Source organism: Vibrio vulnificus CMCP6 (genome assembly GCF_000039765.1).
Lineage (GTDB): Bacteria > Pseudomonadota > Gammaproteobacteria > Enterobacterales > Vibrionaceae > Vibrio > Vibrio vulnificus_B.
In genome coordinates, this window is the sequence record NC_004459.3 from 2,786,821 (window position 1) to 2,810,806 (window position 23,986).

Sequence of the window (23,986 nt, forward strand, 5' to 3'; positions counted from 1 at the left end):
ATGGCAATCATAAATTAGTTTTATCACACGATAAGCCCCACCCAATATCGCTATAAATATTGGGTGGGAATCGTTTATTTTTCTGGAAATAATCTGATCAACTCATTAAGACTGGTCGGATCGTCAATGGTGGATGGCACAGCGTATTGTTCACCATCGGCAATTTGACGGATGGTACGGCGCAAGATCTTGCCTGAGCGCGTCTTAGGTAAACGCTCCACCACCAAGGCTTGTTTAAAGCAGGCAACGGCGCCAATTTCATTACGCACTTTGCCGACGAGTTCTTGCTCCAGCTCGGTTGGGTCGATTTTCACCCCATCTTTGAGCACCACAAACCCTAGTGGCAACTGCCCTTTGAGCTCATCGTGCACGCCAACCACGGCACATTCCGCAACGGCAGGGTGCGCGCCAACAATCTCTTCCATTTCGCCGGTAGAGAGACGATGCCCAGCCACGTTAATCACATCATCAATGCGACCCATGATAAAGAGATAACCCTCTTCATCCAGATAACCGCCATCGCCCGAAACATAGTAACCCGGGAACTGGCTCAGATAACCCGATTCAAATCGATCATGATTGCGCCACACGGTTGGCAAGCAGCTTGGCGGCAAAGGCCTTTTCAATGCGACAAAACCTTGCTGCATCGGCCCAGCTCTTAACCCCATTTCATCGAGAATGTCCACTTGATAACCCGGAATAGGCATGGTGGCCGACCCCGCTTTGACGGGCATTAGCTCAATACCCACCATGTTGCCTGCAATCGCCCAGCCGGTTTCCGTTTGCCACCAGTGGTCAATCACGGGCTTGGCCGTTTGGCTTTGAACCCATTCCAAGGTTGGCGGGTCAAGCCTTTCTCCCGCCATAAAAATCGTATCAAGCTTGGAAAGGTCATAGTTCTTTAGATGCTCGCCTTGCGGATCTTCTTTTTTAATCGCTCGGAACGCGGTTGGCGCAGAGAAAAGAACATTCACTCCATACTCTTCACATACGCGCCAAAATGCGCCTGGATCCGGCGTGCGCACTGGCTTCCCTTCAAACAAGATCGTGGTGCAACCATGAATTAAAGGGGCATAGACGATATAAGAGTGCCCGACAACCCAACCCACGTCAGAGGCGGCCCAAAACACGCCATCCTGCGGCATATTGTAAATGGCGCTCATTGAATACTTCATGGCCACGGCATGGCCACCGTTGTCACGCACCACCCCTTTCGGCTTGCCCGTCGTGCCTGAGGTGTAGAGGATATACAGAGGGTCCGTTGCCAATACCGGAACACAAGCATGTGGTAGCGCGTTTTCAACCGCTTGATGCCAATCAAGATCGCGTTCGCTGTTGAGCTGGGCATCACACTGAGGACGTTGCAGTACCACCACTTTTTCCGGTTTCCAGCGGCTGTCCATGATCGCTTTATCCACCATAGGCTTATAGGCGATGACTTTGTTGATTTCGATACCACAAGACGCTGTCAGCACCACTTTGGGCTCGGCATCTTCAATGCGCACCGCCAGCTCATTTGGGGCAAAGCCACCAAACACCACTGAGTGAATCGCCCCCAATCGTGCACAGGCAAGCATCGCCATCGCCGCTTCTGGGATCATCGGCATGTAAATCACCACGCGATCACCTTTCGTCACGCCTTGGTCAGCCAACATGCCAGCGATACGAGCCACGCGATCTCGCATTTCGAAATAGCTGTAGACCTTCTTAGTTTCGGTCACAGGTGAATCATAGATCAGCGCCGCTTTATCACCTCGACCTTGTTCACAGTGGTAATCGAGTGCCAACCATGAAGTATTGAGCAGTCCATCGGGGTACCAACGCTCAATGCCATTGGGATCATTGGCAAGAATGGTTTTAGGGAACTCAAACCAATCGATGTTCTTTGCTTGGGCTTGCCAAAAGCTTTCCGGTTGCTGCTTCGCCCATTGATATTCTTTCTGATAAGCAGACATAGTGCTTCCTCCAGTATGTCTTAACGGTCCTTTTCACCTTGCTCTTTGAACAAGTAAGCTAAGATTTATTCAAAGAGATCGGAGGGAACACGCACAAAGCCCTCCATCAGTATGCGAGCGCTGCGGCTCATAATGGCTTTTTCTACCACCCAACCTTGTTCAGTGGCTTTTGCTTGAGCGCCGACTTTGAGCGTCCCAGACGGATGGCCAAAGGTGACGGCTTGTTTCTCGCCACCACCGGCAGCCAAGTTCACTAAAGTGCCCGGCACGCAAGCGGCTGCGCCAATCGCGACCGCTGCGGTCCCCATCATGGCGTGATGCAGCTTGCCCATTGAAAGGGCGCGAACCAGCAGATCAACCTCTCCTGCCTCCACCACTTTGCCACTTGAGGCTTGGTAACTTTTCGGCTTCGCGACAAACGCCACTTTTGGGGTGTGCTGGCGACCTTCTGCTTCTTCAATCGAAGTAATCAAACCCATTTTTAGCGCGCCATAAGCACGAATGGTTTCAAACTTCGCTAACGCTTGCTCATCATTATTGATCTGCTCTTGCAGTTCCGTCCCCAAATACCCCAACGCCTCAGCATCAAGGAAAATGGTGGGAATGCCCGCATTAATGAGCGTGGCGTTAAAGGTGCCAATACCCGGTACGACAAGATCATCCATCAAATTGCCAGTGGGAAACATGCTCCCCTCGCCATCGGCTGGGTCAACGAAATCCACTTGGATCTCTGCAGCAGGAAATGTCACGCCATCAAGAGAAAACTCGCCCGTTTCCTGCACCAAACCATGTTGAATGGGCACGTGCACTTCAATGGTTTTGCCAATGTTGGCTTGCCACACTTTCACCGTCACCACGCCATTTTGAGGAATGCGTTTTTCGTCAATCAAGCCAGCATGGATGGCAAATGGGCCAACCGCAGCAGACAAGTTGCCACAGTTACCGCTCCAATCGACAAACGGTTTGTCGATAGAGACTTGACCAAACAGGTAATCAACATCGTGATCGGCGCGGCTGCTTTTGCTCACAATCACCGTTTTGCTGGTGCTGGATGTCGCCCCGCCCATGCCGTCAATCTGTTTGCCGTAAGGATCTGGGCTGCCGATCACGCGCAGCAGCAGTTGGTCGCGTTTTTCCCCCGCAATTTGTGCCTCTGGCGGTAAATCCGCAAGGTTGAAAAACACCCCCTTGCTGGTGCCGCCTCGCATATACGTGGCAGGCACTTTCATTTGGCTCATCCGCGTATCGCACCGTGCAGAGCTACGCGTAGAGGATTGTGTAGAAGGTTTCATCGTTACACTCCTTGCTCGGAGAGAAAATCTTGCGCGAATCGCTGCAACACGCCGCCAGCTTGATAGACATGCACTTCATCTTCGGTGTCAAGACGACACGTCACCGCGACATCAAGTTTTTCCCCATTGGTACGAGTGATGACCAGTGCGAGGTCGGCTCCGGGTTTGATTTCCCCCATCACGTCATAGAGCTCGGTGCCATCCAGTTGCAGGCTGTTGCGATTCACACCCGCTTTAAATTGCAGCGGCAACACGCCCATACCGACGAGATTGGTACGGTGAATGCGCTCAAAGCCTTCCGCAACGATCGCTTCTACCCCAGCAAGTCGAACCCCTTTTGCCGCCCAATCGCGAGAGGAGCCTTGTCCGTAATCCGCCCCTGCGACAATGATCAATGGCTGCTTGCGCTGCATGTAGGTTTCAATCGCTTCCCACATGCGAGTGACTTTCCCCTCAGGCTCCACTCGAGCGAGCGATCCTTGCACCACTTGGCCCTTTTCTTTCACCATTTCATTAAACAGTTTCGGGTTAGCGAACGTTGCACGCTGCGCGGTTAAGTGATCGCCGCGATGGGTGGCGTAGGAGTTAAAGTCCTCCTCTGGCACGCCCATTTTTGCCAAGTATTCGCCCGCCGCAGAGCTGGCCAAAATCGCATTCGATGGTGAAAGGTGATCGGTGGTGATGTTGTCCCCCAAAATGGCCAAAGGCCGCATGCCTGAAAGCGTACGCTCACCAGCGAGTGCGCCCTCCCAATAAGGTGGCCGGCGAATATAAGTGCTCATCGGACGCCAATCGTAAAGCGGCGATTCACTACGTTCACTTTCATCCAGTTTGAACATTTGAATGTAGACTTGGCGGAACTGTTCAGGCTTCACTGAGCTGCCCACGACCGCGTCGATCTCTTCATCGCTTGGCCAAATATCGCGCAGATAAATCGCTTTGCCGCTGCTATCCATCCCCAGCACATCGCGCTCAATATCAAAACGCATCGTGCCAGCAATCGCATACGCCACCACCAAAGGCGGAGAGGCGAGAAACGCTTGTTTGGCATAAGGGTGAATACGGCCGTCAAAGTTGCGGTTACCCGACAACACCGCGGTCGCGTAGAGATCGCGCTCGATGATCTCTTGCTGAATCTTAGGGTCGAGTGCGCCACTCATGCCATTACAGGTGGTACAAGCATACGCGACGATGCCAAATCCGAGCTTTTCAAGCTCGGGCAATAACCCCGCTTCTTCAAGATAAAGCTTGGCCACTTTTGAGCCGGGTGCAAAGGAGGATTTCACCCAAGGTTTACGGATGAGACCCAACTGGTTGGCTTTCTTCGCCAACAAACCTGCCGCGACAACATTGCGAGGGTTACTGGTGTTGGTGCACGAGGTAATGGCGGCGATGATCACTGCGCCATCTGGCAGTTGGCCTTCTTTTTCTTGGTATTGCCCGGCAATGCCACGGCTGGCCAACTCCGAAGTGGGCAAACGGCGATGAGGGTTAGACGGCCCAGCAAGATTACGCGTGACCTGAGACAAATCAAACTCCAACACACGCTCATAGTCGACCTGATGCAAATCGTCGGCCCACAATCCGGTGTGTTTGGCGTAGTTTTCCACCAAAGCCACTTGCTCTGGCTCGCGCCCTGTTAAGCGTAGGTAGTTGATTGTCTGCTCGTCGATGTAGAACATGCCCGCGGTCGCACCATATTCCGGCGTCATGTTAGAGATGGTCGCGCGATCGCCAATCGTTAGTGCTTTCGCCCCTTCGCCAAAAAATTCAAGATAAGCGGAAACCACCCGTTGTTGACGCAGAAATTCAGTAATGGCTAACACAATATCGGTGGCGGTAATGCCCGGTTGACGCTGACCAACCAGCTTCACACCGACGATATCGGGCAAACGCATCATTGATGGGCGGCCGAGCATCACGGTTTCCGCTTCTAAGCCACCGACGCCAATGGCAATCACGCCAAGGGCATCGACATGTGGCGTATGGCTGTCGGTACCAACACAGGTATCAGGAAAGGCGATGCCCTCTTTTACCTGCACCACTGGCGACATTTTTTCCAAATTGATTTGGTGCATGATGCCGTTACCCGCCGGAATCACACTGACGTTTTCAAACGCGGTTTTACACCACTCGATGAAGTGGAATCGGTCTTCGTTGCGACGCTCCTCGATGGCGCGATTTTTCTCAAATGCCTCTGGGTCAAAACCGCCATATTCCACCGCCAACGAGTGATCGACAATCAGTTGGGTTTCCACCACAGGATTGACGTTCGCTGGATTACCACCTTGCTCGGCGATCGCGTCACGCAGACCGGCGAGGTCGACTAATGCGGTTTGGCCCAAAATATCGTGGCAAACCACGCGTGCTGGATACCAAGGAAAATCAAGATCGCGACGTCGTTCAATCAACTGTTTCAGGCTGTCGGTGAGCGTGCTAGGTTCACAGCGGCGCACCAGTTGTTCTGCCAATACGCGCGAAGTGTATGGCAAACGCGCGTACGCGCCTGGAGATATCGCCTCGACCGCTTCACGCGCATCAAAGTAATCCAGCGAACTGCCCGGTAGAGGTTTGCGATATAAGGTATTGTTTTTATTGCTCATGGACTTGCTTCCCATGCAAAAGGGCGGAAAACCTCCCCTCGCGACGAGGAGAGGTCAATCTCTAGGCGCTAGCGCTGTTCAATCGGCACCCAATCTTGGTGATCTGGGCCAATGTAGTCAGCACTTGGACGAATGATTCGGTTATTAGCGCGCTGTTCAAACACATGCGCCGTCCAGCCTGTTAAGCGACTCATGACGAAAATCGGCGTAAACAGCTTGGTGGGAATGTCCATGAAGTGATAGGCCGAGGCATGGAAGAAATCGGCGTTACAAAACAGATCTTTCTCGCGTTTCATCACCGCTTCCACACGTTCTGAGACGGCGTAAAGATGGGTATCGCCCACCGCTTCTGACAAGGCTTTTGACCAACGTTTGATCAGAGCATTACGTGGGTCGCTTTCGCGATAAATCGCATGACCAAAGCCCATGATTTTCTCTTTGTTGGCCAACATGCGCAGGATGTTGCTTTCCGCCTCTTCTGGTGTTTGCCAGTTTTCGATCATCTCCATCGCGGCCTCATTAGCACCACCATGCAAAGGACCACGCAAAGTGCCAATCGCCGCGGTTACACAAGAATGAATATCAGACAGCGTTGAGGCGCACACACGAGCGGCAAAGGTAGAGGCATTAAACTCGTGCTCTGCATACAAAATCAGCGAACAATGCATCACCTGCTTATGCAGTTCACTGGGCTCTTTGCCCGTGAGCATTTTGAGGAAGTAACCACCGATGCAATCTTGCGATTGGTCTTGCGTATCGATGCGCACGCCATCGTGGCTAAAGCGATACCAGTAACAAATGATCGCAGGGAACAGCGCCAACATGCGCTCTGTCGCGTCAAGCTGCTGCGAAAAATCGGTTTCTTGTTCTAAGTTCCCCAGCACAGAGCAGCCTGTGCGCATCACATCCATCGGATGCGCAGACGCCGGGATCAGCTCCAGCGCTTGCTTCAACTCCACCGGTAAGCCACGCAGGCCAATCAGGCGAGTTTTGTAAGCATCCAACTCTTGCTGCGTTGGTAAGTGACCGCGTAACAGTAAGTACGCCACTTCTTCAAATTGCGCATGGTTGGCCAAGTCAGTGATGTCATAACCACGATAGGTTAACCCTGTCCCCGTTTTACCGACAGTACATAAAGCGGTGCTTCCAGCGCTTTGACCACGCAGGCCTGCGCCACCTAACTCACCTTTCTTCGTTAAAGAACTAGGCATTTTGAACTCCTTTTCTGTCTGACGTTGCTCTCTAGTGGAGCGTTTATCATCAGACGGTTTCACGTTATTGGATTAAGTTAATTCCGACGGTATTCTTCTTGAACTTCCGTTTTTTGTTTTTCTTATCTTGGGCTTCCCCACTTTGCTCTCATCTAAAAAGCGCGTTGGGATTATTTTCCTTCTGAAAACAGCTGATCGAGCTTGTCTTCGTACGCGTGATAGTTGAGATAGTCATAGAGCTCTTTACGCGTCTGCATGGAGTCGATTAACGCCTCTTGATTGCCCACTTCCAACAAGTGGCGATAGACCATTTCCGCCGCTTTGTTCATCGCGCGGAAGGCACTCAACGGATACAGCACCATATCCACGTTGGATTTGGCCAATTCTTCACAACCATACAAGGGGGTTTGGCCAAATTCGGTAATGTTGGCCAATATCGGCACGTGCTTGCCCGTGGCTTGCGCCAAAGCAGCAGAAAATTGCTGATACTGCTCAAGTTTGTTCATTGCTTCGGGGAAAATCATGTCCGCGCCCGCTTCTACACAGGCAATCGCACGCTCAATTGCACTATCAATCCCTTCCACCGCCAGCGCATCGGTACGCGCCATAATCACAAAGTTGTCATCGACTCGTGCATCCACCGCCGCTTTAACGCGATCGACCATTTCTTGCTGAGAAACAATCGCTTTGTTTGGGCGGTGGCCACAACGTTTTTGCGCCACTTGATCTTCCATGTGAACCGCGGCTGCGCCAGCTTTTTCCATCGCTTTGATGGTGCGCGCGATGTTGAATGCGCCGCCAAAACCAGTGTCAATGTCCACCAGCAGAGGCAAATCACAGGCGTTGGTGATGCGCTCTACGTCCACCAGCACGTCGTTAAGTGTGGTGATGCCTAAGTCCGGCAAGCCGTAAGACGCATTAGCGATACCGCCGCCAGAAAGGTAAATGGCTTGATGGCCGAGGCGTTTGGCCATCATGGCGCAATAAGGGTTGATGGTGCCGACGATTTGCAGCGGATCGTTTTGTTGTACGGCGAGTCTGAACTTCGCCCCCGGAGTTAAGCTCATAACACGTTTCCTCTAATCCTTTAGGATCTGTTGTTCGATTAATTTTCGGCTGCCGGAGATGTGTCTTCTCATCAACATTTCCGACAACTCTTCATCTCGATTGCGAATCGCTTGCAGAATGAATTTGTGCTCTTCCAACGCTTCTTTGGGTCGTGATTGGGCACGCGGTGATTGATAGCGATACATGCGCAGTAAGTGGTACAGCTCGTCACACAGCAGCGCGATCAATTCGCGGTTGCGACTGGCTTTGATGATGCGGTAGTGAAAGTCGAAATCACCGTGTTGATGGAAGTAAGAGGAACCTTCTACTTCATCAATGTGTTTCGAATGTGTCGACAATAGCAGTTCAAGGCTCAACAGCTCTTCTTGGCTGATGTAGCGAGCGGCAAGCCTCGCGGCCATGCCTTCTAGTGCTTCACGCACCGCATACAGCTCCACCAATTTTTCAGGTGAAAGAGTTATCACACGCGCCCCAACATGAGGAACACGTTCGATCAAGCCAAGCCCTTCTAGTCGCATCATCGCCTCACGCAGTGGGCCTCGGCTCACGTGATAATGCTTGGCTAACTCGGGTTCCGAGATTTTGCTTCCCGGTGCGATTTGTCCATTCACAATCGCTTCAACCAAGGATTCGGTCAGCGATTCGGATTTGGTGTTTTCCTTGTCGCTGCCCGCAAGTTTGCCAATGGCTTTGGTGTCTACATTCATATTCAAATACGTTTCCTGACTGCAATCTGTCAACAATGTCTGTCTCTGAATATAAAATAGTCGATCAAATTGTCGACAATCAAGTAAATTGTCGACAATTTAGACTAAGGTATAAGCGCTCACCATCTCTTCTAATTAGCCATTACGCCGCCAGAGTGGCATTAATGTATTTATTGATATCAACGCTATCTATCTGTTTCTCAGGCAAAAACATCTGTGCGTATTCAAGGTAAGTTCCGCTTTTCAAGAACAGTAAGAACAAATCCATGTCCAAATGCTCATCAAGGGCCATTTTGTACATAATGTCGACAGCTACACTGAGTGGTTTGGCTTTCTTATAAGGGCGATCAGCCGCCGTCAGCGCCTCAAAAATATCGGCAATCACAAGGATACGCTCCGGAATGGAGAGCTGATCGGCACTCAGTTTGCGCGGATACCCCGTGCCTTTGAGCGTTTCATGGTGAGTCGAGGCGTAGCGTGGCACTCGCGCAAGTTCCTCGGGGAATGGCAAAGATTCCAACATCTTAATGCCACTGATCATGTGCTCATTGATTTTGAAGCGATCTTCACGTGTTAATGTCCCTGCGCGAATCGAGAGGTTGTAAATCTCCCCTAAATTGTAGAGGTGCTCTGGCACGTCGATGTTGATGCCATATTTGGCATCAAACTGCATCGGTCTGTCGCGCTCAATGATGTGATCAACCCTATCCACCAATAGTGGCTCAATGGCTGGTAGTGGCGCAGACGGTGTGGTGAGTCGGGATTCTTCCAACGGAGACAAACCTAAGCGATCGTCAAAATGGCGCAACCAAGTTTGCGCTGCGATTTGCTCAATTCGCTCAATCGCCTCTTGTTGCATGAATTCACCACCGACATTACAACGGGCAATAAAGGCAAACTCTTCTTGTAACTTTTCTCTGCGTTGTACGAGTTGCGCTTCGGCCTGCTCTTTTGGAGCGCTTCCCGCAATCAGGCGATTGAGATATTCAATCTCTGCATCACGCCACAACACTTCAAAGCGAGTGCGAATTTCATGAATACGGTTGTAGTTGGCTTCGAGCTTAGAACCTTTGTCGACAACATGCTCTGGGGTCGTTATTTTGCCGCAATCGTGCAACCAAGCCGCAATTCTAAACTCTCTACGCTCGGCATTGTTTTTGAATTTAAATGCTTTGAACTTACCTTCTTGACACTCTTCCGCCACTTTCGCCAACATCAGCCCCAACTCGGGAACACGGTTACAGTGACCTGCGGTATAGGGTGACTTATCATCGATGGCTCCAGCGATGAGTTGGATAAAAGCTTCAACAAATTCTTCCTGCGCTTTTTGATGCTTTTTGATTTCCGCCACCATGTCCATCATCGCTTGAGATAACTGCGAGACCTCTTTAATGCGCGTTTCAACTGGCACTACCTCATCAAAACGTCGTTGTTTGATCTTGCGTGTTTGCGCAATCAAAGCAGAAATCGGGCGAACAATTGGCGAGCCAAAAATCCACGATGTTGGCAATAGAATCACCATCGCAGCGATCGTGATCGCCAGTGAGCGCCATAACTGCTGCATCACTTGGCCCATCACCACATCCTCTGGGACCACAACAGCAAGAAATTCTTGGTTGCTGTTGACGGGCACCAAATAGACATAGCGTGCCGTACCGCCAATTTCGACAACGTTCATCTCGCCGTGTAAATCTGGCTGAGCCGCCAGTTCAAGTAGCTCACTGTAAGGGACAAAGCTGTTGTCGCGATAATGGTTGAGCCATTTCTGCGCGAGCCACGCTTTTTGCGCCTCACTGAGCTCGTTTAATGCCTTATTAATCACCTCTAGCAGCGCAGGTTGCGTCTGGTTGAGATAAAGAAACACCGGGACTTTCTCTGCCATCGGCATTTTTTCTAACTGGATGGTTCGACCTAAGCTACTTTCTTTACGCTGTTTCAAAGAGTGATAGCTGTGCACCACACTCCCCACCTCGCCTTGCAGCAACCCGTTTAACGCCAAGGTCAAATCGGCATAGGTACGAATCTCTGTTGACGACTTTTGCAGCGCAAAGTTCTGCCCTTGTACCATGCCGACGCGCGCCTTGGCATCCGAGATTAAATGTCCGCTTTGATTGGTTTCACGATTGAGCGTCGCCACCGCTGGCTCAAAGTAAAACAACGGTTGGCTGGCTAAGCCATTTAACGATTCGGACGCAAACACCGCGTTTAAAATGTCCACCTCACCATCGTGATAACGCTGCTTAAGCTCTGCCGAACTGAAACCGTTAGTGAACTCAAATTGCAACCCCGTCATCGTGGCAATCATTTTCAAAAGATCGACCGCGTAACCTCTTGGCTCACCCGATTGGCTAAAATCAAACGGCATCCAGTTGAGTTGGTTCGAGACTTTAAGCACCCCAGCCGCGACAATGGCCTCTTTTTGCTCGGCGGTCAGTGCAATCGGCGATATGGCTGGCATTCGTTGTTCATCACGTTGCTCTTGACGGCTTTCTGCAATGATTTCGCCTTTGCGATTGAATAAAAACGCCGAAATACCTTGCCCTTCGCTAAGCCCCATCGCTTCTGGCGTCATGTGAGAAGCAACAGCGGAAAGCACGATATCAATACCAATCACCGAATGGCTACTGCGGATGGAATAGGTCTGCCCTGTGATCTTCAAATGCTGGAACAGATAAGGTTCTGTCTTGGTAATGCGATCCGCCTGCGCCGCATCATACCAAGGGCGCTCCGTTGGCAAGTATCGGCTCGGCTCACGAATGGTGCGAGTCACGGCACGATTCACGTCATAGTATCGGGTGACACGCGTGCGCTTAATGCCCTCGCCTCGGATATCCATCACCACCCAACGTTCATTCTCCGTTGCCGACATTTTTTCTCGCACAATGGGGGACGAATTCAGATTGATGATTTGATAGAAATCCTCGTTTTCTTTGCCATAGTAGATGCTGTAGAACATCGGATTGTCCTCGAGCACCTCGGTGATCAAAGTTTGGATTTCTTGCTGAGTGAATTTGTTTTCCGTGGCCATCGCAACGCTTTTTAAGATCCGCGCGCTATTACTGGCACTCAGTTCAATTTCTTTGACATAGTCACTGACATCAGCAGAAGCCAGCGTCAATTTCGACATCACTTGCTCTTGGGACATGGCTTTACCGAAGTGGTACTGCAAAGAAATGGCGACAAGTGCCGTCATCATGGTCGCAATCAAAAACATGCTACCAACGGTAAAACGTATGGAAAACTTTCTAGCCTGACGCAATGAACTCTTCATAATTGCTGCCCTCCATTGGCAAATATGCGAGTTTTAAGCCTATTTATCGTTACTCAACCTTATGCATTAGGTTGCATTTTAGTATTTACTCCACCTCATATAACCACAAGTGCATATTGGTTTTTTGCCAAAGTTTCCGTGAACTTTATGAACAAAATCGACTTTATGACCGTTATTTTTTTTAACTGCCTATTAGAGACAATTCGTTAACACCTTTTTAACCTTTCATCATTCCTAACCCGCCACAGCGAGTGAGGAACCACTGATAACAATAAGTTCGCTTCATCACCGAAGCGCCGACATAAGGAACGTGAAACATGTTTAAGGCACTCAAACCTACACTGGCCGCATCGATCATCGCCGCCTCTTTTTCTTTTAACGCTTTCGCGGCAGAGATCGAAAAAATCCACTTTCTCATCCCCGGGGGTGCCGGTGGTGGCTGGGACATGACCGCTCGTGGTACGGGTGATGTTCTACAAAAAACCAACTTGGTGGAGAATGTCTCTTACCAAAACCTATCTGGTGGTGGCGGTGGTAAAGCCATTGCACACCTGATCGAGACGGCAAAACGTCAAGAAGACACGCTGATGATCAACTCAACGCCGATCGTTGTGCGTTCACTGAGCGGTGTTTTCCCACAATCCTTCCGCGATTTAACACCAGTCGCAGCTACCGTGGCTGATTACGGTGCCATCGTGGTCGCGGCGGATTCCAAATACAATAGCTGGGAAGAAGTGGTCAAAGATTTCGAAGCAAACCCACTGCAAGTGAAAATCGCTGGCGGCTCGGCGCGCGGTTCTATGGATCACCTCGTTGCTGCGGCCGCATTTAAAGGCCAAGGTTTTGATGCGAAAAAGGTACGTTACATCGCCTATGACGCAGGTGGTAAAGCGATGGCCGCGCTGCTTTCTGGCGAGACACAACTGCTTTCGACGGGTTTAGGCGAAGTGCTTGAAATGTCGAAATCAGGACAAGTAAAAGTGCTGGCGATCACCGCACCAAAACGCATCGAAGCGGCGCCAAACATTCCTACTCTAACTGAATACGGCAACCCAACCGTCTTTGCTAACTGGCGTGGTTTCTTCGCCGCACCGGGGGCGAGCCAAGAGAAGATCAACGAATGGAACGCGGCTCTGACCAAGATGTACAACACCGATGAGTGGAAAGTGGTTCGTGACCGTAATGGTTGGATCGACAACTACAAAGCGGACAAAGAGTTCTACGCCTTCCTAGAAGAGCAAGAGAAGCAGATGGGTGACCTGATGCGTGAGCTCGGCTTCCTCAAGTAAGCTCGCAACACCTCATATGGGGTTAGACAGGCTCATTCCATGTACTAACCCCATCCAGTTTCGCCGTTATTGAGGAGCTGCCACGAGCAGTAGAACTACTCCTTTGTTTATTGAAAGTCCTGCTTGCTACTGTGTCCCTGTTATCACGAGTAGCACGCCTTGTTGATGACCCTCTTTTTCATTGACGCTTCAATAACGGCTTTTTCCTCTTTTGTCTTTGCCTCAATGATTGGAGTTGGATATGTCGGATTTACCAACCAGTTCGTTTAAAAGCAATAAGCTGCTCTCAACAGAGTTTCTCCTTAGTCGCGACCGTGTCGGGGCGTTGATTTTTCTTCTACTCTGCTTGGGCTATGGCTACCAAACCTACCAAATCCCATTATTCCCGGGGGATGAATACGAGCCGTTCAACGCTCGCACCCTGCCCTTCATTCTTACCGTGATTGGTATTGGGCTTTCGTTGCTACTGTTAGTGACGGGCGAACCAGACAGCAAAAGTGGTGCTGTGACCAAGTTTGACTGGAAGCTGTTGATCGCTTTCTTGGTGCTGATGGCACTGTATGGCTTCGGCTTAACCTATCTTGGCTTCGTCTTAGCCACGGGATTTTTCCTGTTGGCGGGGTTCTACCTACTTGGCGAACGACGCAAAAGCGTCTTGTTTGGTGCTTCTTTCCCATTCGTATTGGCGTTCTATCTACTGCTCACCAAGGGGTTGGATGTTTACCTCGAACCGGGCTTGATTTTTACCCTTTGGTAATTGGCATAAGGAACTGATTTTATGTTAGACGGAATTTTACAAGGTCTATCGACCGCAGTGATGCCAATGAACCTGATGATGGTGATCATTGGTTGTTTTGTCGGTACCTTTATCGGCATGTTACCGGGTTTAGGCCCAATCTCGGCCATTGCGCTGATGATCCCAATCACCTACGGCCTAGAGCCCTCTTCGGGCATGATTTTGATGGCGGGTGTTTACTATGGCGCGATTTTTGGCGGCTCAACCTCTTCTATTTTGATCAACGCTCCGGGTTGTTCTTCAACCGTAGTCACCGCGTTTGATGGCTACCCAATGGCGCAAAAAGGCCAAGCGGGTAAGGCGCTTGCTTTGGCTGCTTACGCCTCGTTTACTGGCGGTACGCTATCAGCCATCATGCTGTTAGTGGCGGCACCTGCACTGGCCACCGTGTCACTCAGTTTCCAATCCTCAGACTATTTCGCGCTGATGCTGGTTGGGCTTTCTGCGGTAGCGGCTTTTGCTGGTAAAGGACAAGTGATCAAAGCATGGATGATGACCATTCTTGGCTTGATGCTCTCAACCGTCGGTATTGATAAAGGCGTTGGTGTAGAACGATTTACGTTCGGCCTGACTGATTTAATGGATGGTTTCAGCTTCTTGCTATTGGCGATGGCGACCTTCGCTTTGGGCGAAACATTGATGGGCATTCTCAAGCCGGATCAAGACAACAGCGCCGAAGAGCAAGAGCGCATGAGCAACATTGGCTCGATGAAAGTGACTCGTGAAGAGATCAAAGAAGCGGCTCCCGTCTCCATTCGTTCTTCTATTCTGGGCTTTTTTACCGGTGTTCTACCGGGTGCAGGCGCAACCATCGCGGCTTTCCTCAGCTACGGCATGGAGCGCAATTTGGCACCGAAAGAGAAACGCGAAGAGTTTGGTAAAGGCAGCATCCGTGGCCTTGTCGCGCCTGAGTCGGCCAACAACGCCGCCTCAAGCGGTTCATTTGTGCCACTGCTAACGCTCGGTATTCCGGGTTCAGGCACCACGGCCATCATGCTTGGCGCGTTGATCGCTTATGGTATTCAACCGGGTCCTCGCTTGTTTGTTGACCATCCGGATGTGTTTTGGTCGGTGATCATCTCCATGTACGTCGGCAACATCGTACTGCTGATCCTGAACTTGCCGCTGATCCCGTACATCTCGCGCTTGCTGGCAGTACCAAGAACCGTACTGTTACCGATGATCTTGTTCTTCTCCATCACTGGCGTTTACTTGGTGTCATTTAACACCATGGATGTGTTTGTGATGCTGCTGGTGGCGATGGGAGCGATTGCGCTTCGTCTTGCCAACTTCCCGCTCGCCCCTCTGCTGCTTGGCTTTATTTTGGGTGGCTTGATGGAAGAAAACTTACGCCGCGCGCTGATGATTTCGGATGGACAGATCAGCTTCTTGTGGGAACGTCCGCTAACATTGGCCTTTACGGTGATTGCGATTTTGATGGTCAGCAGCCCGCTATTAGGTGCGATCTACCAGAAAATCAAACCCAGCACGGCAAAGTCGAACGTCCCCCAAGCAACCAAATAACAATAACCATCTCCATATTGCACTACGTTATGCCGCCTCAACTGAGGCGGTTTTTTTGTTCGCGTTCGGCCACAAACATGACGACTCAAAAAGCCGTCAGCATGATGGTCATTTCATCTTCATAGCGCCCTTCTCTTGCCGATGGCATAGGCGTATTTTCGAACTGTAAGCGAAAGCGTGTTTCACGCTGCTGATGAGGACGCAAGTAATGTGATACATTTAATCTTAGCGGCTGACCATTAAGAGAAGTGGCATACGGAATTTTATAGCGTGCATTTTTAACGTTGACCATGTCACCTTGGTTTCGCGAATCCAGTTCCAATTTGACACTGCCATTGCTCACCACAATCACATCGAGTTGGCGTTGATTCTTCTCGGTTAAGTTGCCCATATCAATACTGACGTTGGTGCCAGACACCGAGACATGTGCCCCCTGACGGCTTTCCACTCGCGCCCTTACAAAAGGTTTAACTTGGTAATTGAGAGACACGGCTCGACCAAATTCGTTATTAGCCGCCTTAACTTTAAACTCAAAATCACTTTGATATAGCCCAGAAAGTAGCACTTTTCCTTGAGGAATATGTACCCAAAACTCACTTCTCTTTCGCCCTTGGAGTGGCAAAATAAAATTGCCTTGCTGATCACGCTGCAGGCTTTTTCTTTGCCCATCCAATAGGTTAGACGCCACTGCGCCTTGAGGCCCAACAATCGGCTCCTTCCAACCGTTTTTGGCGTGAATCACCAATTGAGGAGAGCAAGCGAGCAGCGCCCCTTCCAACTCAACATAGCCTTGGAACCACAAGACATTATCGGAACTGCTAGCGTTGTCCACCGGATGACTGGACAACTGCACAACAAATTCGCCTTGGCAGGCTTGCGTTGCAGGCTCTGCCGCTGCCAGAGGCTGGGAAACAAAACAGATCAGAGTGCCAAACAACACCCGTGTGATGCGCCGAGTGAGAGAGTTACCCATCTTCTCCTCCTTACCAATTTAATGTGCTGATTTGTCCATCAGCACCACGTTAATCTGACCAAGATTGATCAAGCTGTTGTCTGACTCAGGGATCACAATCCACAAAGTTTCAGCGCTTAAACCTGATAGCTCTAAACGATACTCTCCGGGTGCGATGCCTTGAATGTAGAATCGACCTTGTTGATTGGTAAAAAACGCCATTCGTTTGTCGTCCACTATCAGGCTCGCTTGACGATAGGCGATCGCTTCACCCTCGGTTGTCGTCAAAAAACCCGTTACCGTGTACGAGGCATCCGAGCCCATGATGAGTCGATGCCCTGTCGCAGCCCCTGGCGACACATCGATTTTTCCCGAACCCCAGTCATAACCAAGCGGGGCGTTGTGCACGTTGTACTCGATGATATTGATGCCATAGGGCTGCGAAATCGAAATCAAACCGTTGATACTTGGTGTGGCCAACGCGGTGGCTCTCCCTTCGCTATCCACATCCAAATACGCGGTCGCCTCCGTCAAAGTGGGATGCATGCTCGCCACCATAAAAGGCCCAGAAAGCGCTCGGCCCCATCCCCATTCACCGTCCACCATACCAAGACTGGTCGCGAGCCTAACGGAACCTTGATACTGCGCTTGGTCATCGAGGCGGTTTTGTTTTCGAACAAGCTCGCTTTCCACTCGAAAACGGTTGGCCGTATAACTGAGCATGGCTTTTTGACTCTTGATGCTTTGGTCCTGCTCGGCTTCAATACGCACGCCAATGTCATCGACATAGTTGAGCCCTTCGTTGTTGAAGTAGAGTCGGCTTCGCTCCGTCAAACTGTTGTACGATGCCCCAATACGGTGGCTCTCTTGTTCTGAATACCAGTTGTATTCAAACGTAAACAACAGACGGTTATCGCCCTCAACATATCGCGCTGACTCTTCATACTCTGAACCAAGGCCAACGGTAAGCCCTTTGTGACGCCAGTTAAGCAGCACAGAGGTCTGCACTTCGTCCTCTTTTTCGTCAAAAAGGGTGTAGCGACCTGACAACGTGAGATCGACAGCGTCGCTGATTTGCCAAAAATAGCTGCCCAAAATCTGAGAATACTGATTCCCCTCTTCCCCCACTCTCCACGGTTTGCTTTGAAATTGCTCGGAATACTCATACGCCAGACGCAAATTGGGAGATTGACTCTCCCCATTACCAATCACGCTATTTTCATAGTCCAGAGAAGCTATACGACCTTGCTCTTGATTGTGGCTCCACGAAAAACGGCTGGTGAGATTGCCCAATCCAGTGCTGACCGTGGCCAGCATTCCGATCACGCCGCCCTCTTTGGCCCACAGTGCATTGCTGCCCAAAGTGAGCCAATCTGCCACCCCATACTCTAGATAGCCAGTCGCCAGCCATGCGTTTTCATATTCAATGCCTTGTTCTTGGTAAACAATCGGTCGGCCAACCGAAAAGGCGTAATCCAGCAAACCTTGTTGCAAAAGGCGCGCATTGTAGAACTGAGTAAAGGTCAGTACCTCTTGGCGGCCAGAAAGGTAATTCACCACGACGGTGACCTCGTTCGCACCATTATCTAAAATCAAGTTCTGCAAGTTGTACCTTCCAGCCTCTAAGCGGCCAGAGGAGACTCGCTCTCCATTCACATACACTTCAACTTCTGCCGATTCTTGCAGCAACAACTGTTGGCTGCTTTGGGGGCTGATCGAACGTTCAGGCTGTAAATCGGCATAACGGCTTTCTACGGTAAATCCCCCCAACGCTAATCCATAAAGATGGCCGGACTCACCACTGAACACATCGCCTACCGATGCGCGAAGCGGCAAGTCCGGATCGTCGTAAAACGCCAGCCATTCTCCGCGAACGTAGTCGTGACTCTCCTCATCCATTTGCAGATGATTGGCCAGTTGAAGATTAATGCCAGAGACGCCACCCACGTTCATTTGGCTTAGCCAGTCGATGCTCGAATACCAGCTTTCACTCTCATTTTGCCAATGACGGTTGTAAGCAAAATTGAAGCTGTTGAGCCAGCTGACACTGCCACTCGCCGATGCTTGAAAAGGCGGATATTGTTGTGAAGCATTCAAGGTGCGTTCGCTTAAAGCCTCTTGCGGCAGCGTGAGGTCAATGGTGAGTGACTCTAAGTTGAGGTGAAAATTAACGCCAAGCTCGTTCCATTTGTCGACGTGGATAAAATCACCACTTTGGTGTGCAAATCGTTCACGCCACCAAGCGTCGGAAATTCTGTCTGCCAATAGCACGTTTAGCGCCTCTGCTGACACAGATTTCAGCGTCATGCCTTCAATTTCAATCGGCAATTCGCCCAATTGCGTCTCGGAATACCAAACTGGCAATGAAAGCCGATATTCCGTGCAAAACCCGCTCACCGGGCATAAACAGAGAAATAGGAATGCATACCACCATCGCCGCATGATCGACCTACTTGGCCCCTAAGGCCGTGATTACTTGACCAGCAAAGATTGCACATTAACGACAACACTTTGATTTGGAACCAAATATTGCATTGGCAATAACGGTTCTAACTCAACCCAAGACCAGTTCATCTTCTGATTGTGCCAAGTGACTTCGTGGCTCAGTTTGGTCAGCTCAAGCACACTGGTGCCTTCATTACGAATGGTTAACTGCGCCGCGTCATTCTCGCCTTGAGTCAAATGGCTTGAATAGTCAGTTCGAACATCCTGAGGTGAGACAAAAATCAGTGCGCCAATGCGGAAAAGCATTTGAATGCTGTCGTTACTGGATTCATTTTTTAGTGGCAGTTGGCTGGCAATTAAACGATAGGACTCCGCACTTAGCTTAGGCTCCCCAATGTATTGCACTTTAATGCTCTGCGATTTGCCAGGTTGAATCAGCACTTGTGGTGGAAACACCATTAGCTCATCGGTTTCTGACAAGGTTTCATTGTTGTTGAGCGAGACTTCTCTTTTGATTGGAATGAGTTCCACTGGTAGTGGAGCAAGAGAGGTATTGGTGATTTTGAAAAAAACCGTGGTTCCTTTACCGGCATCGTCCAAAAACTGCACCATAGGGAACAGCTCAAATGCCAGTGTTTGACCATGAAAGAATGAGAACAATATCGTCAATAAGCAAATCCGTTTCATACGACACCTCAATTAAAGGGGGACATGTCGTCCCCCACAAAGTGAATTACATATGGTAGAGCGATACCCACATGTAGCCTTCGTATTTACCCCAACGAGCGCCTTTATGAGGAAGCGATCGGATGGTCAATTTATGTTTGGATGACATTTGCTTATCAAGGCTATTGCTGACATCAATGGTGTCGACGATACGCGCTGCCATGGTTTCCGTTTCTGCATCTTTCACAGACACTTTGTCGTTGAATGAATATTCCATTGGAATTTCATCGCCGTTGCCGTTCTTAAACGCATATGGGTCTACCAGCAAAGTGCCTTTTGTTCCGTAAGAGTTGCACCAAGCTTTAAACGCGAAAGTTTTTTTATCTGACTTTTGCGTCAAATCGAAATTTAGCGTTTCGAGCTCTTCACTTGCTCTCATTTCACAGCGCTTAGGCACTTCACCGCTAAACTTCACCAAAAAGTCAGCGCGTGCTTCGTCACTCACAACCCAAGAATTAGCGGCTGCGCCTGCGGAATAAAGAAGGGTTAACGCGACACAAGTTGCTAAACGTTTCATGATTGTTCTCCTTTACATAGTGTTCCTGCGGTGTAGTTCGTTCGTTGCAAGTTAAATTTACGCACATACGACTTTTTTACCATCGGTCATCTGACCAGTTAGAAACACGCAAAGGGATGAGGAAGGGCTAATTAGAAGGAAAAATTGATTTAAAACAAACAATATACAAAGAACTTGGCAGGAACTCGTCATTCCACTGCATTCTCTTTCTTGGACTGAATCAGAATATGAAGCTCTGAATCCTAGAAATTGAGTCATTTGGGTATATAGAACTACTCAATCATTAATGTCGCTAATTGCGATCGGCTTTGTTTTCCTGTTTTACATAAAATATGTGATACATGACTTTTGACTGTGCTTAAACTGACATTCAACTGTTCTGATATTTCTTTATTGGAATACCCCTGAAGCAAATAAAGAAATACTTTTTGCTCTTTGCCTGACAGTTCATATTTGCTGCCAACCACATCCACTGAACAACTGGATGTAGCTTGAGTACGAACAATATTACGCAGCGCATAAGACATGGCTTCTCGACTGAACCACAATTGACCCGACGCCACCATTCGAATGGCTCTATGTAAGTTTTCCAGCGTTTTTTCTGCCTCTAAAAAGCCAAACCAGCCAAGTGAAATCAGCCCTTTCACGCCATCCAAGTCTTGCTGCGTCGCGTTGGCTAAGATCCACGCACCACCGCGTGTAGTGGGAGAAATTAAATATTGAGAAGGATTTCCTAAGGTGAGGCGGTCATAAATCACCAGCGTATTGTCACTTAATTGCCAAAGCGACTCTAGTGACGACTGCACCAAAAACTCATAATGGATAAAGGTATGTGATAATCCAGCAACCACTAACGTCGACCACTCCGGATCTTTTGAAATAACCCATACCTTATGTGATTCCTTCATCGTAAATCCTTCCTGGAAATGAAAATAAAGTACTATCGAACTATAAGCCGTCTTTATGCATACTACTTTATTAGCAGATTTTGTTTTTGATTATCCTCACAATCCTTTTTTATTTATATAGAACTCATTTGTCATATCGCTTTATTTAAATGAGATTTAATAAAATCAGTTGTAACCCATATTTTTCTCGTCTAAATAAAAACGCCCCCAAACAAGTCGCGTAAATAAAGAGCAGAGTTAAAAGATAAGAGTTAAGAGATAAGAGTTAGAAGATAAAAATACGTGATAACAAAAGACGTGCGATGACATCATTTTTGATGTCATCGACGAAAGAGGTCACTTTACTCATCAATCAGCAAAGCAAAAGAATAGGTGACGTTCATTCACATGCTTTTCGACGAGCTCGCCAAAAGAGCAACAAACCTAAAAGGCTAACCCAATTGACGCTGCCGCTACTTTCCGATCCTGCACAGCCTAGACCCACCTCTCCACCGCCAACACTGGCAGACGTATTGCTCGAACACTCGTTGCTTTGGCCTCCACTCTCAGTGGTATTGTCATCTGGCGTTTCTTGGCTAGCCGTTGTCATAAACGTGGGTTTAGTGATTTGCTGAGCAGGGAGTGTTGCCGAATCTGTGTAAGCACTTATCCAATCGAGATAGGTCACCACATTGGTATACCAAGTGGGATAAGTGACCGAACTACAAACGGTATTGATCAAAGGCGATGCACTGATGATACCCACTTGGAACTGATTTCCCACACCATCCGACCACACTAGTGGCCCACCAGAATCCCCCAAACACGCACCGTGACCGTAGGTTTCATTGCCAATATGAATTAGCTGCTTTGGCAGCGTACACAGTTTGGTCACATCGGCTGAAGAGGCAATATAGAGCGGCAACGTGTTGGCTTGCTCCAACATATCGAAGCAATCCGCAATGGGAACCATCGCGATATCGGCCTGTTTAAGTGGAATCACCTCAGGAATGGGCGGTGGCGTGTCAACACTTGGCGAGTTAGGAATATCACTCCCCCATCCTAATACCAGCGCGTTTTCGTTTCGTATGGCATCGTCCCAGCTTGCCACTTGCGTCAAAAAATCTTGATAACTGGTTGTATTAATTAAGGTGACTGGTGTGGCTGGTAAGTCCCGTTTCACTCTAATAAGCGCTAGGTCATTCTGATAAGCCGTACTGACTAGCTCCTCTCCTTGAGCCGTTTGCTTGGTGGTTCTTAAAGGCATGTAATCTGGATGGATCACCACATGGGAGACATCATAAATGTGTTCCACTTGTGACTGAAACAGGTCGAGAATGCCTGCTCTCACGGTGACTTCTTTTAACGCCACGATCTCGTAATTAGTAAATGACTCGGGGTTACTATCTGACGTTTCTTGAGTCGATTTGGACTGAATTAAGCTGTGAGCCGCGGTTAAGACCCAACGCGAGTTAATGATGGTGCCTCCGCATCTGGATTGCTCAGCAAACGAGCTGGCATCCACACTCACCACATAGTTTTCACTGGAATCGATACCCGCCACAATCGCTTGCGCCATCATAGGCAAGCTCAGCGCTATGACACCAACTGACAGTTTTGTTTTCATCGCATTGCTTCCATATGCATCTTTGTCCATAAAAGAATAAGACAAGGTTGGAAAATTCGCCTGTTGAGATCACTGTTTTTCATAATATTAATGTCTGTTATGTAATCAGTTTGTTAACTTGAGGAAAGCAGAACGTCGACAACGACTCTGCAACGTCAGGGATAAAGGGATAGAAGGATCGCTCACAACACATGGACATCATTTTGCTTTTCTTTGCCGGGGTTTTTGGTGGCATGCTCAACTCTATCGCGGGAGGTGGCAGCTTCATCACCTTCCCAGCGCTTATGGCGGTGGGAATTCCCCCAGTGGTGGCCAATGCAACCAATACGTTCGCCAGTTGTGCTGGTTACATTAGCGGTGCATGGGGATATCGTCGTGAGCTCTATGCGCAAAAAAACATTCTGCTCAAAACCATCGTCTGTAGCCTTCTCGGCGGCATGCTCGGTGCCTTTCTACTGCTCAATACCAGTGAGTCAGACTTCTTAAAAGCCATCCCTTGGTTATTACTGTTTGCGACCATACTGTTTGTGTTTGGCGGCAGAATAAACCAAGCAATCGGTCATCGTGCCGACCGCCCTAAGCATCCAATCATTCTTTGGCTGCCCGCGCTCTTTTTGGTCCTTGTTTCCGCGTATGGTGGATTCTTTAACGCAGGGTTGGGCATTGTCACGTTGAGTTACCTTACGCTTTCTGGACACCGCGATATCATTACGATGAACGGTTTAAAACTGCTGATTTCCACCAGTGTTTCGTTGATCGCCGTGATCATCTTTATCTTCGATGGTTCAATTGATTGGTGGAATGGCTTGATTGTCATGCTGGGCAGTTTACTCGGTGGCTATGTTTCTGCGGTTGTCGCGCGACGCCTCAATAAACTTTGGGTCCATCGTTTTGTTACCGTGACTTCTTTTGCCATCACGGGCTACTTCTTTGTAAAAATCTATGCATAGCGACCATTAATCCTTACACAGCTCCAAGTTATCTCTGCAAACGAATGCAACTTATTTGCAACAATGGCACAGCTCACTTAATATTGAGCCAATTATTAAATTGAACAGCCACTCTACGATGCAGGAATGCTTCGTTTTCATTAATCACTTTTAAGGATGTAAAGTG

The 23,986-nt window shown here is 49.3% G+C and carries 17 protein-coding genes; 4 read left to right on the forward strand and 13 right to left on the reverse strand.

All coding sequences use genetic code 11. The annotated features are described in order from the left end of the window. Positions 1-74 precede the first annotated feature (74 nt). From VV1_RS13010 to VV1_RS13040, 7 genes are all read right to left on the reverse strand, one after another. Positions 75-1,955, reverse strand: coding sequence for a propionyl-CoA synthetase (locus VV1_RS13010; RefSeq protein ID WP_011080568.1), 1,881 nt, complete (start codon positions 1,953-1,955; stop codon positions 75-77). Positions 1,956-2,020: 65 nt separating this feature from the next. Beyond that, positions 2,021-3,247: a 2-methylaconitate cis-trans isomerase PrpF gene (prpF, locus tag VV1_RS13015; RefSeq protein ID WP_043921037.1), complete on the reverse strand. Its 1,227-nt coding sequence runs from the start codon at positions 3,245-3,247 to the stop codon at positions 2,021-2,023. Positions 3,248-3,249: 2 nt separating this feature from the next. Further along, positions 3,250-5,865 (reverse strand): Fe/S-dependent 2-methylisocitrate dehydratase AcnD, encoded by a 2,616-nt coding sequence (gene acnD / locus VV1_RS13020; protein ID WP_011080570.1) that lies wholly within the window; start codon positions 5,863-5,865, stop codon positions 3,250-3,252. Positions 5,866-5,918: 53 nt separating this feature from the next. Beyond that, complete coding sequence (gene prpC / locus VV1_RS13025) at positions 5,919-7,061, reverse strand: bifunctional 2-methylcitrate synthase/citrate synthase (RefSeq protein ID WP_011080571.1); 1,143 nt, start codon at positions 7,059-7,061, stop codon at positions 5,919-5,921. Between the two features lie 170 nt (positions 7,062-7,231). Continuing rightward, a complete protein-coding gene (gene prpB, locus VV1_RS13030; protein ID WP_011080572.1) occupies positions 7,232-8,128 on the reverse strand; it encodes a methylisocitrate lyase in 897 nt (298 codons plus the stop codon). 12 nt (positions 8,129-8,140) lie between these two features. After that, positions 8,141-8,836, reverse strand: coding sequence for a GntR family transcriptional regulator (locus VV1_RS13035; protein WP_011080573.1), 696 nt, complete (start codon positions 8,834-8,836; stop codon positions 8,141-8,143). A gap of 142 nt (positions 8,837-8,978) precedes the next feature. After that, the gene (locus tag VV1_RS13040) at positions 8,979-12,107 is read right to left on the reverse strand and encodes an HD domain-containing phosphohydrolase (protein WP_011080574.1); all 3,129 of its coding nucleotides are present in this window, start codon (positions 12,105-12,107) and stop codon (positions 8,979-8,981) included. Between the two features lie 317 nt (positions 12,108-12,424). On the opposite strand from VV1_RS13040, the gene VV1_RS13045 reads away from it, so the two are divergent. The 3 genes from VV1_RS13045 to VV1_RS13055 all read left to right on the forward strand — a co-directional run bounded on the left by VV1_RS13045 (position 12,425) and on the right by VV1_RS13055 (position 15,716). Next, complete coding sequence (locus VV1_RS13045; protein WP_011080575.1) at positions 12,425-13,396, forward strand: tripartite tricarboxylate transporter substrate binding protein; 972 nt, start codon at positions 12,425-12,427, stop codon at positions 13,394-13,396. A 241-nt stretch (positions 13,397-13,637) separates the two neighbouring features. Beyond that, positions 13,638-14,153, forward strand: coding sequence for a tripartite tricarboxylate transporter TctB family protein (locus tag VV1_RS13050; RefSeq protein WP_011080576.1), 516 nt, complete (start codon positions 13,638-13,640; stop codon positions 14,151-14,153). Between the two features lie 21 nt (positions 14,154-14,174). Beyond that, on the forward strand, positions 14,175-15,716 hold the full coding sequence (locus tag VV1_RS13055; protein WP_011080577.1) for a tripartite tricarboxylate transporter permease: 1,542 nt from the start codon (positions 14,175-14,177) through the stop codon (positions 15,714-15,716). Between the two features lie 85 nt (positions 15,717-15,801). Here the strand turns inward: VV1_RS13055 and VV1_RS13060 are convergent, their stop codons facing one another. From VV1_RS13060 to VV1_RS13085, 6 genes are all read right to left on the reverse strand, one after another. Beyond that, positions 15,802-16,689, reverse strand: coding sequence for a hypothetical protein (locus VV1_RS13060; protein ID WP_011080578.1), 888 nt, complete (start codon positions 16,687-16,689; stop codon positions 15,802-15,804). 18 nt (positions 16,690-16,707) lie between these two features. Beyond that, positions 16,708-19,110 (reverse strand): fimbria/pilus outer membrane usher protein, encoded by a 2,403-nt coding sequence (locus tag VV1_RS13065; protein WP_011080579.1) that lies wholly within the window; start codon positions 19,108-19,110, stop codon positions 16,708-16,710. A gap of 30 nt (positions 19,111-19,140) precedes the next feature. After that, positions 19,141-19,800: a fimbria/pilus periplasmic chaperone gene (locus tag VV1_RS13070; RefSeq protein WP_011080580.1), complete on the reverse strand. Its 660-nt coding sequence runs from the start codon at positions 19,798-19,800 to the stop codon at positions 19,141-19,143. 46 nt (positions 19,801-19,846) lie between these two features. After that, the gene (locus VV1_RS13075; RefSeq protein ID WP_011080581.1) at positions 19,847-20,356 is read right to left on the reverse strand and encodes a hypothetical protein; all 510 of its coding nucleotides are present in this window, start codon (positions 20,354-20,356) and stop codon (positions 19,847-19,849) included. 272 nt (positions 20,357-20,628) lie between these two features. Further along, positions 20,629-21,264, reverse strand: coding sequence for a helix-turn-helix transcriptional regulator (locus VV1_RS13080; RefSeq protein WP_011080582.1), 636 nt, complete (start codon positions 21,262-21,264; stop codon positions 20,629-20,631). Positions 21,265-21,643: 379 nt separating this feature from the next. Continuing rightward, positions 21,644-22,870: a trypsin-like serine protease gene (locus VV1_RS13085; RefSeq protein WP_043921038.1), complete on the reverse strand. Its 1,227-nt coding sequence runs from the start codon at positions 22,868-22,870 to the stop codon at positions 21,644-21,646. Positions 22,871-23,061: 191 nt separating this feature from the next. Between VV1_RS13085 and VV1_RS13090 the strand changes: the two genes are divergently transcribed. Next, complete coding sequence (locus VV1_RS13090) at positions 23,062-23,820, forward strand: sulfite exporter TauE/SafE family protein (RefSeq protein WP_011080584.1); 759 nt, start codon at positions 23,062-23,064, stop codon at positions 23,818-23,820. Positions 23,821-23,986: the final 166 nt, after the last annotated feature.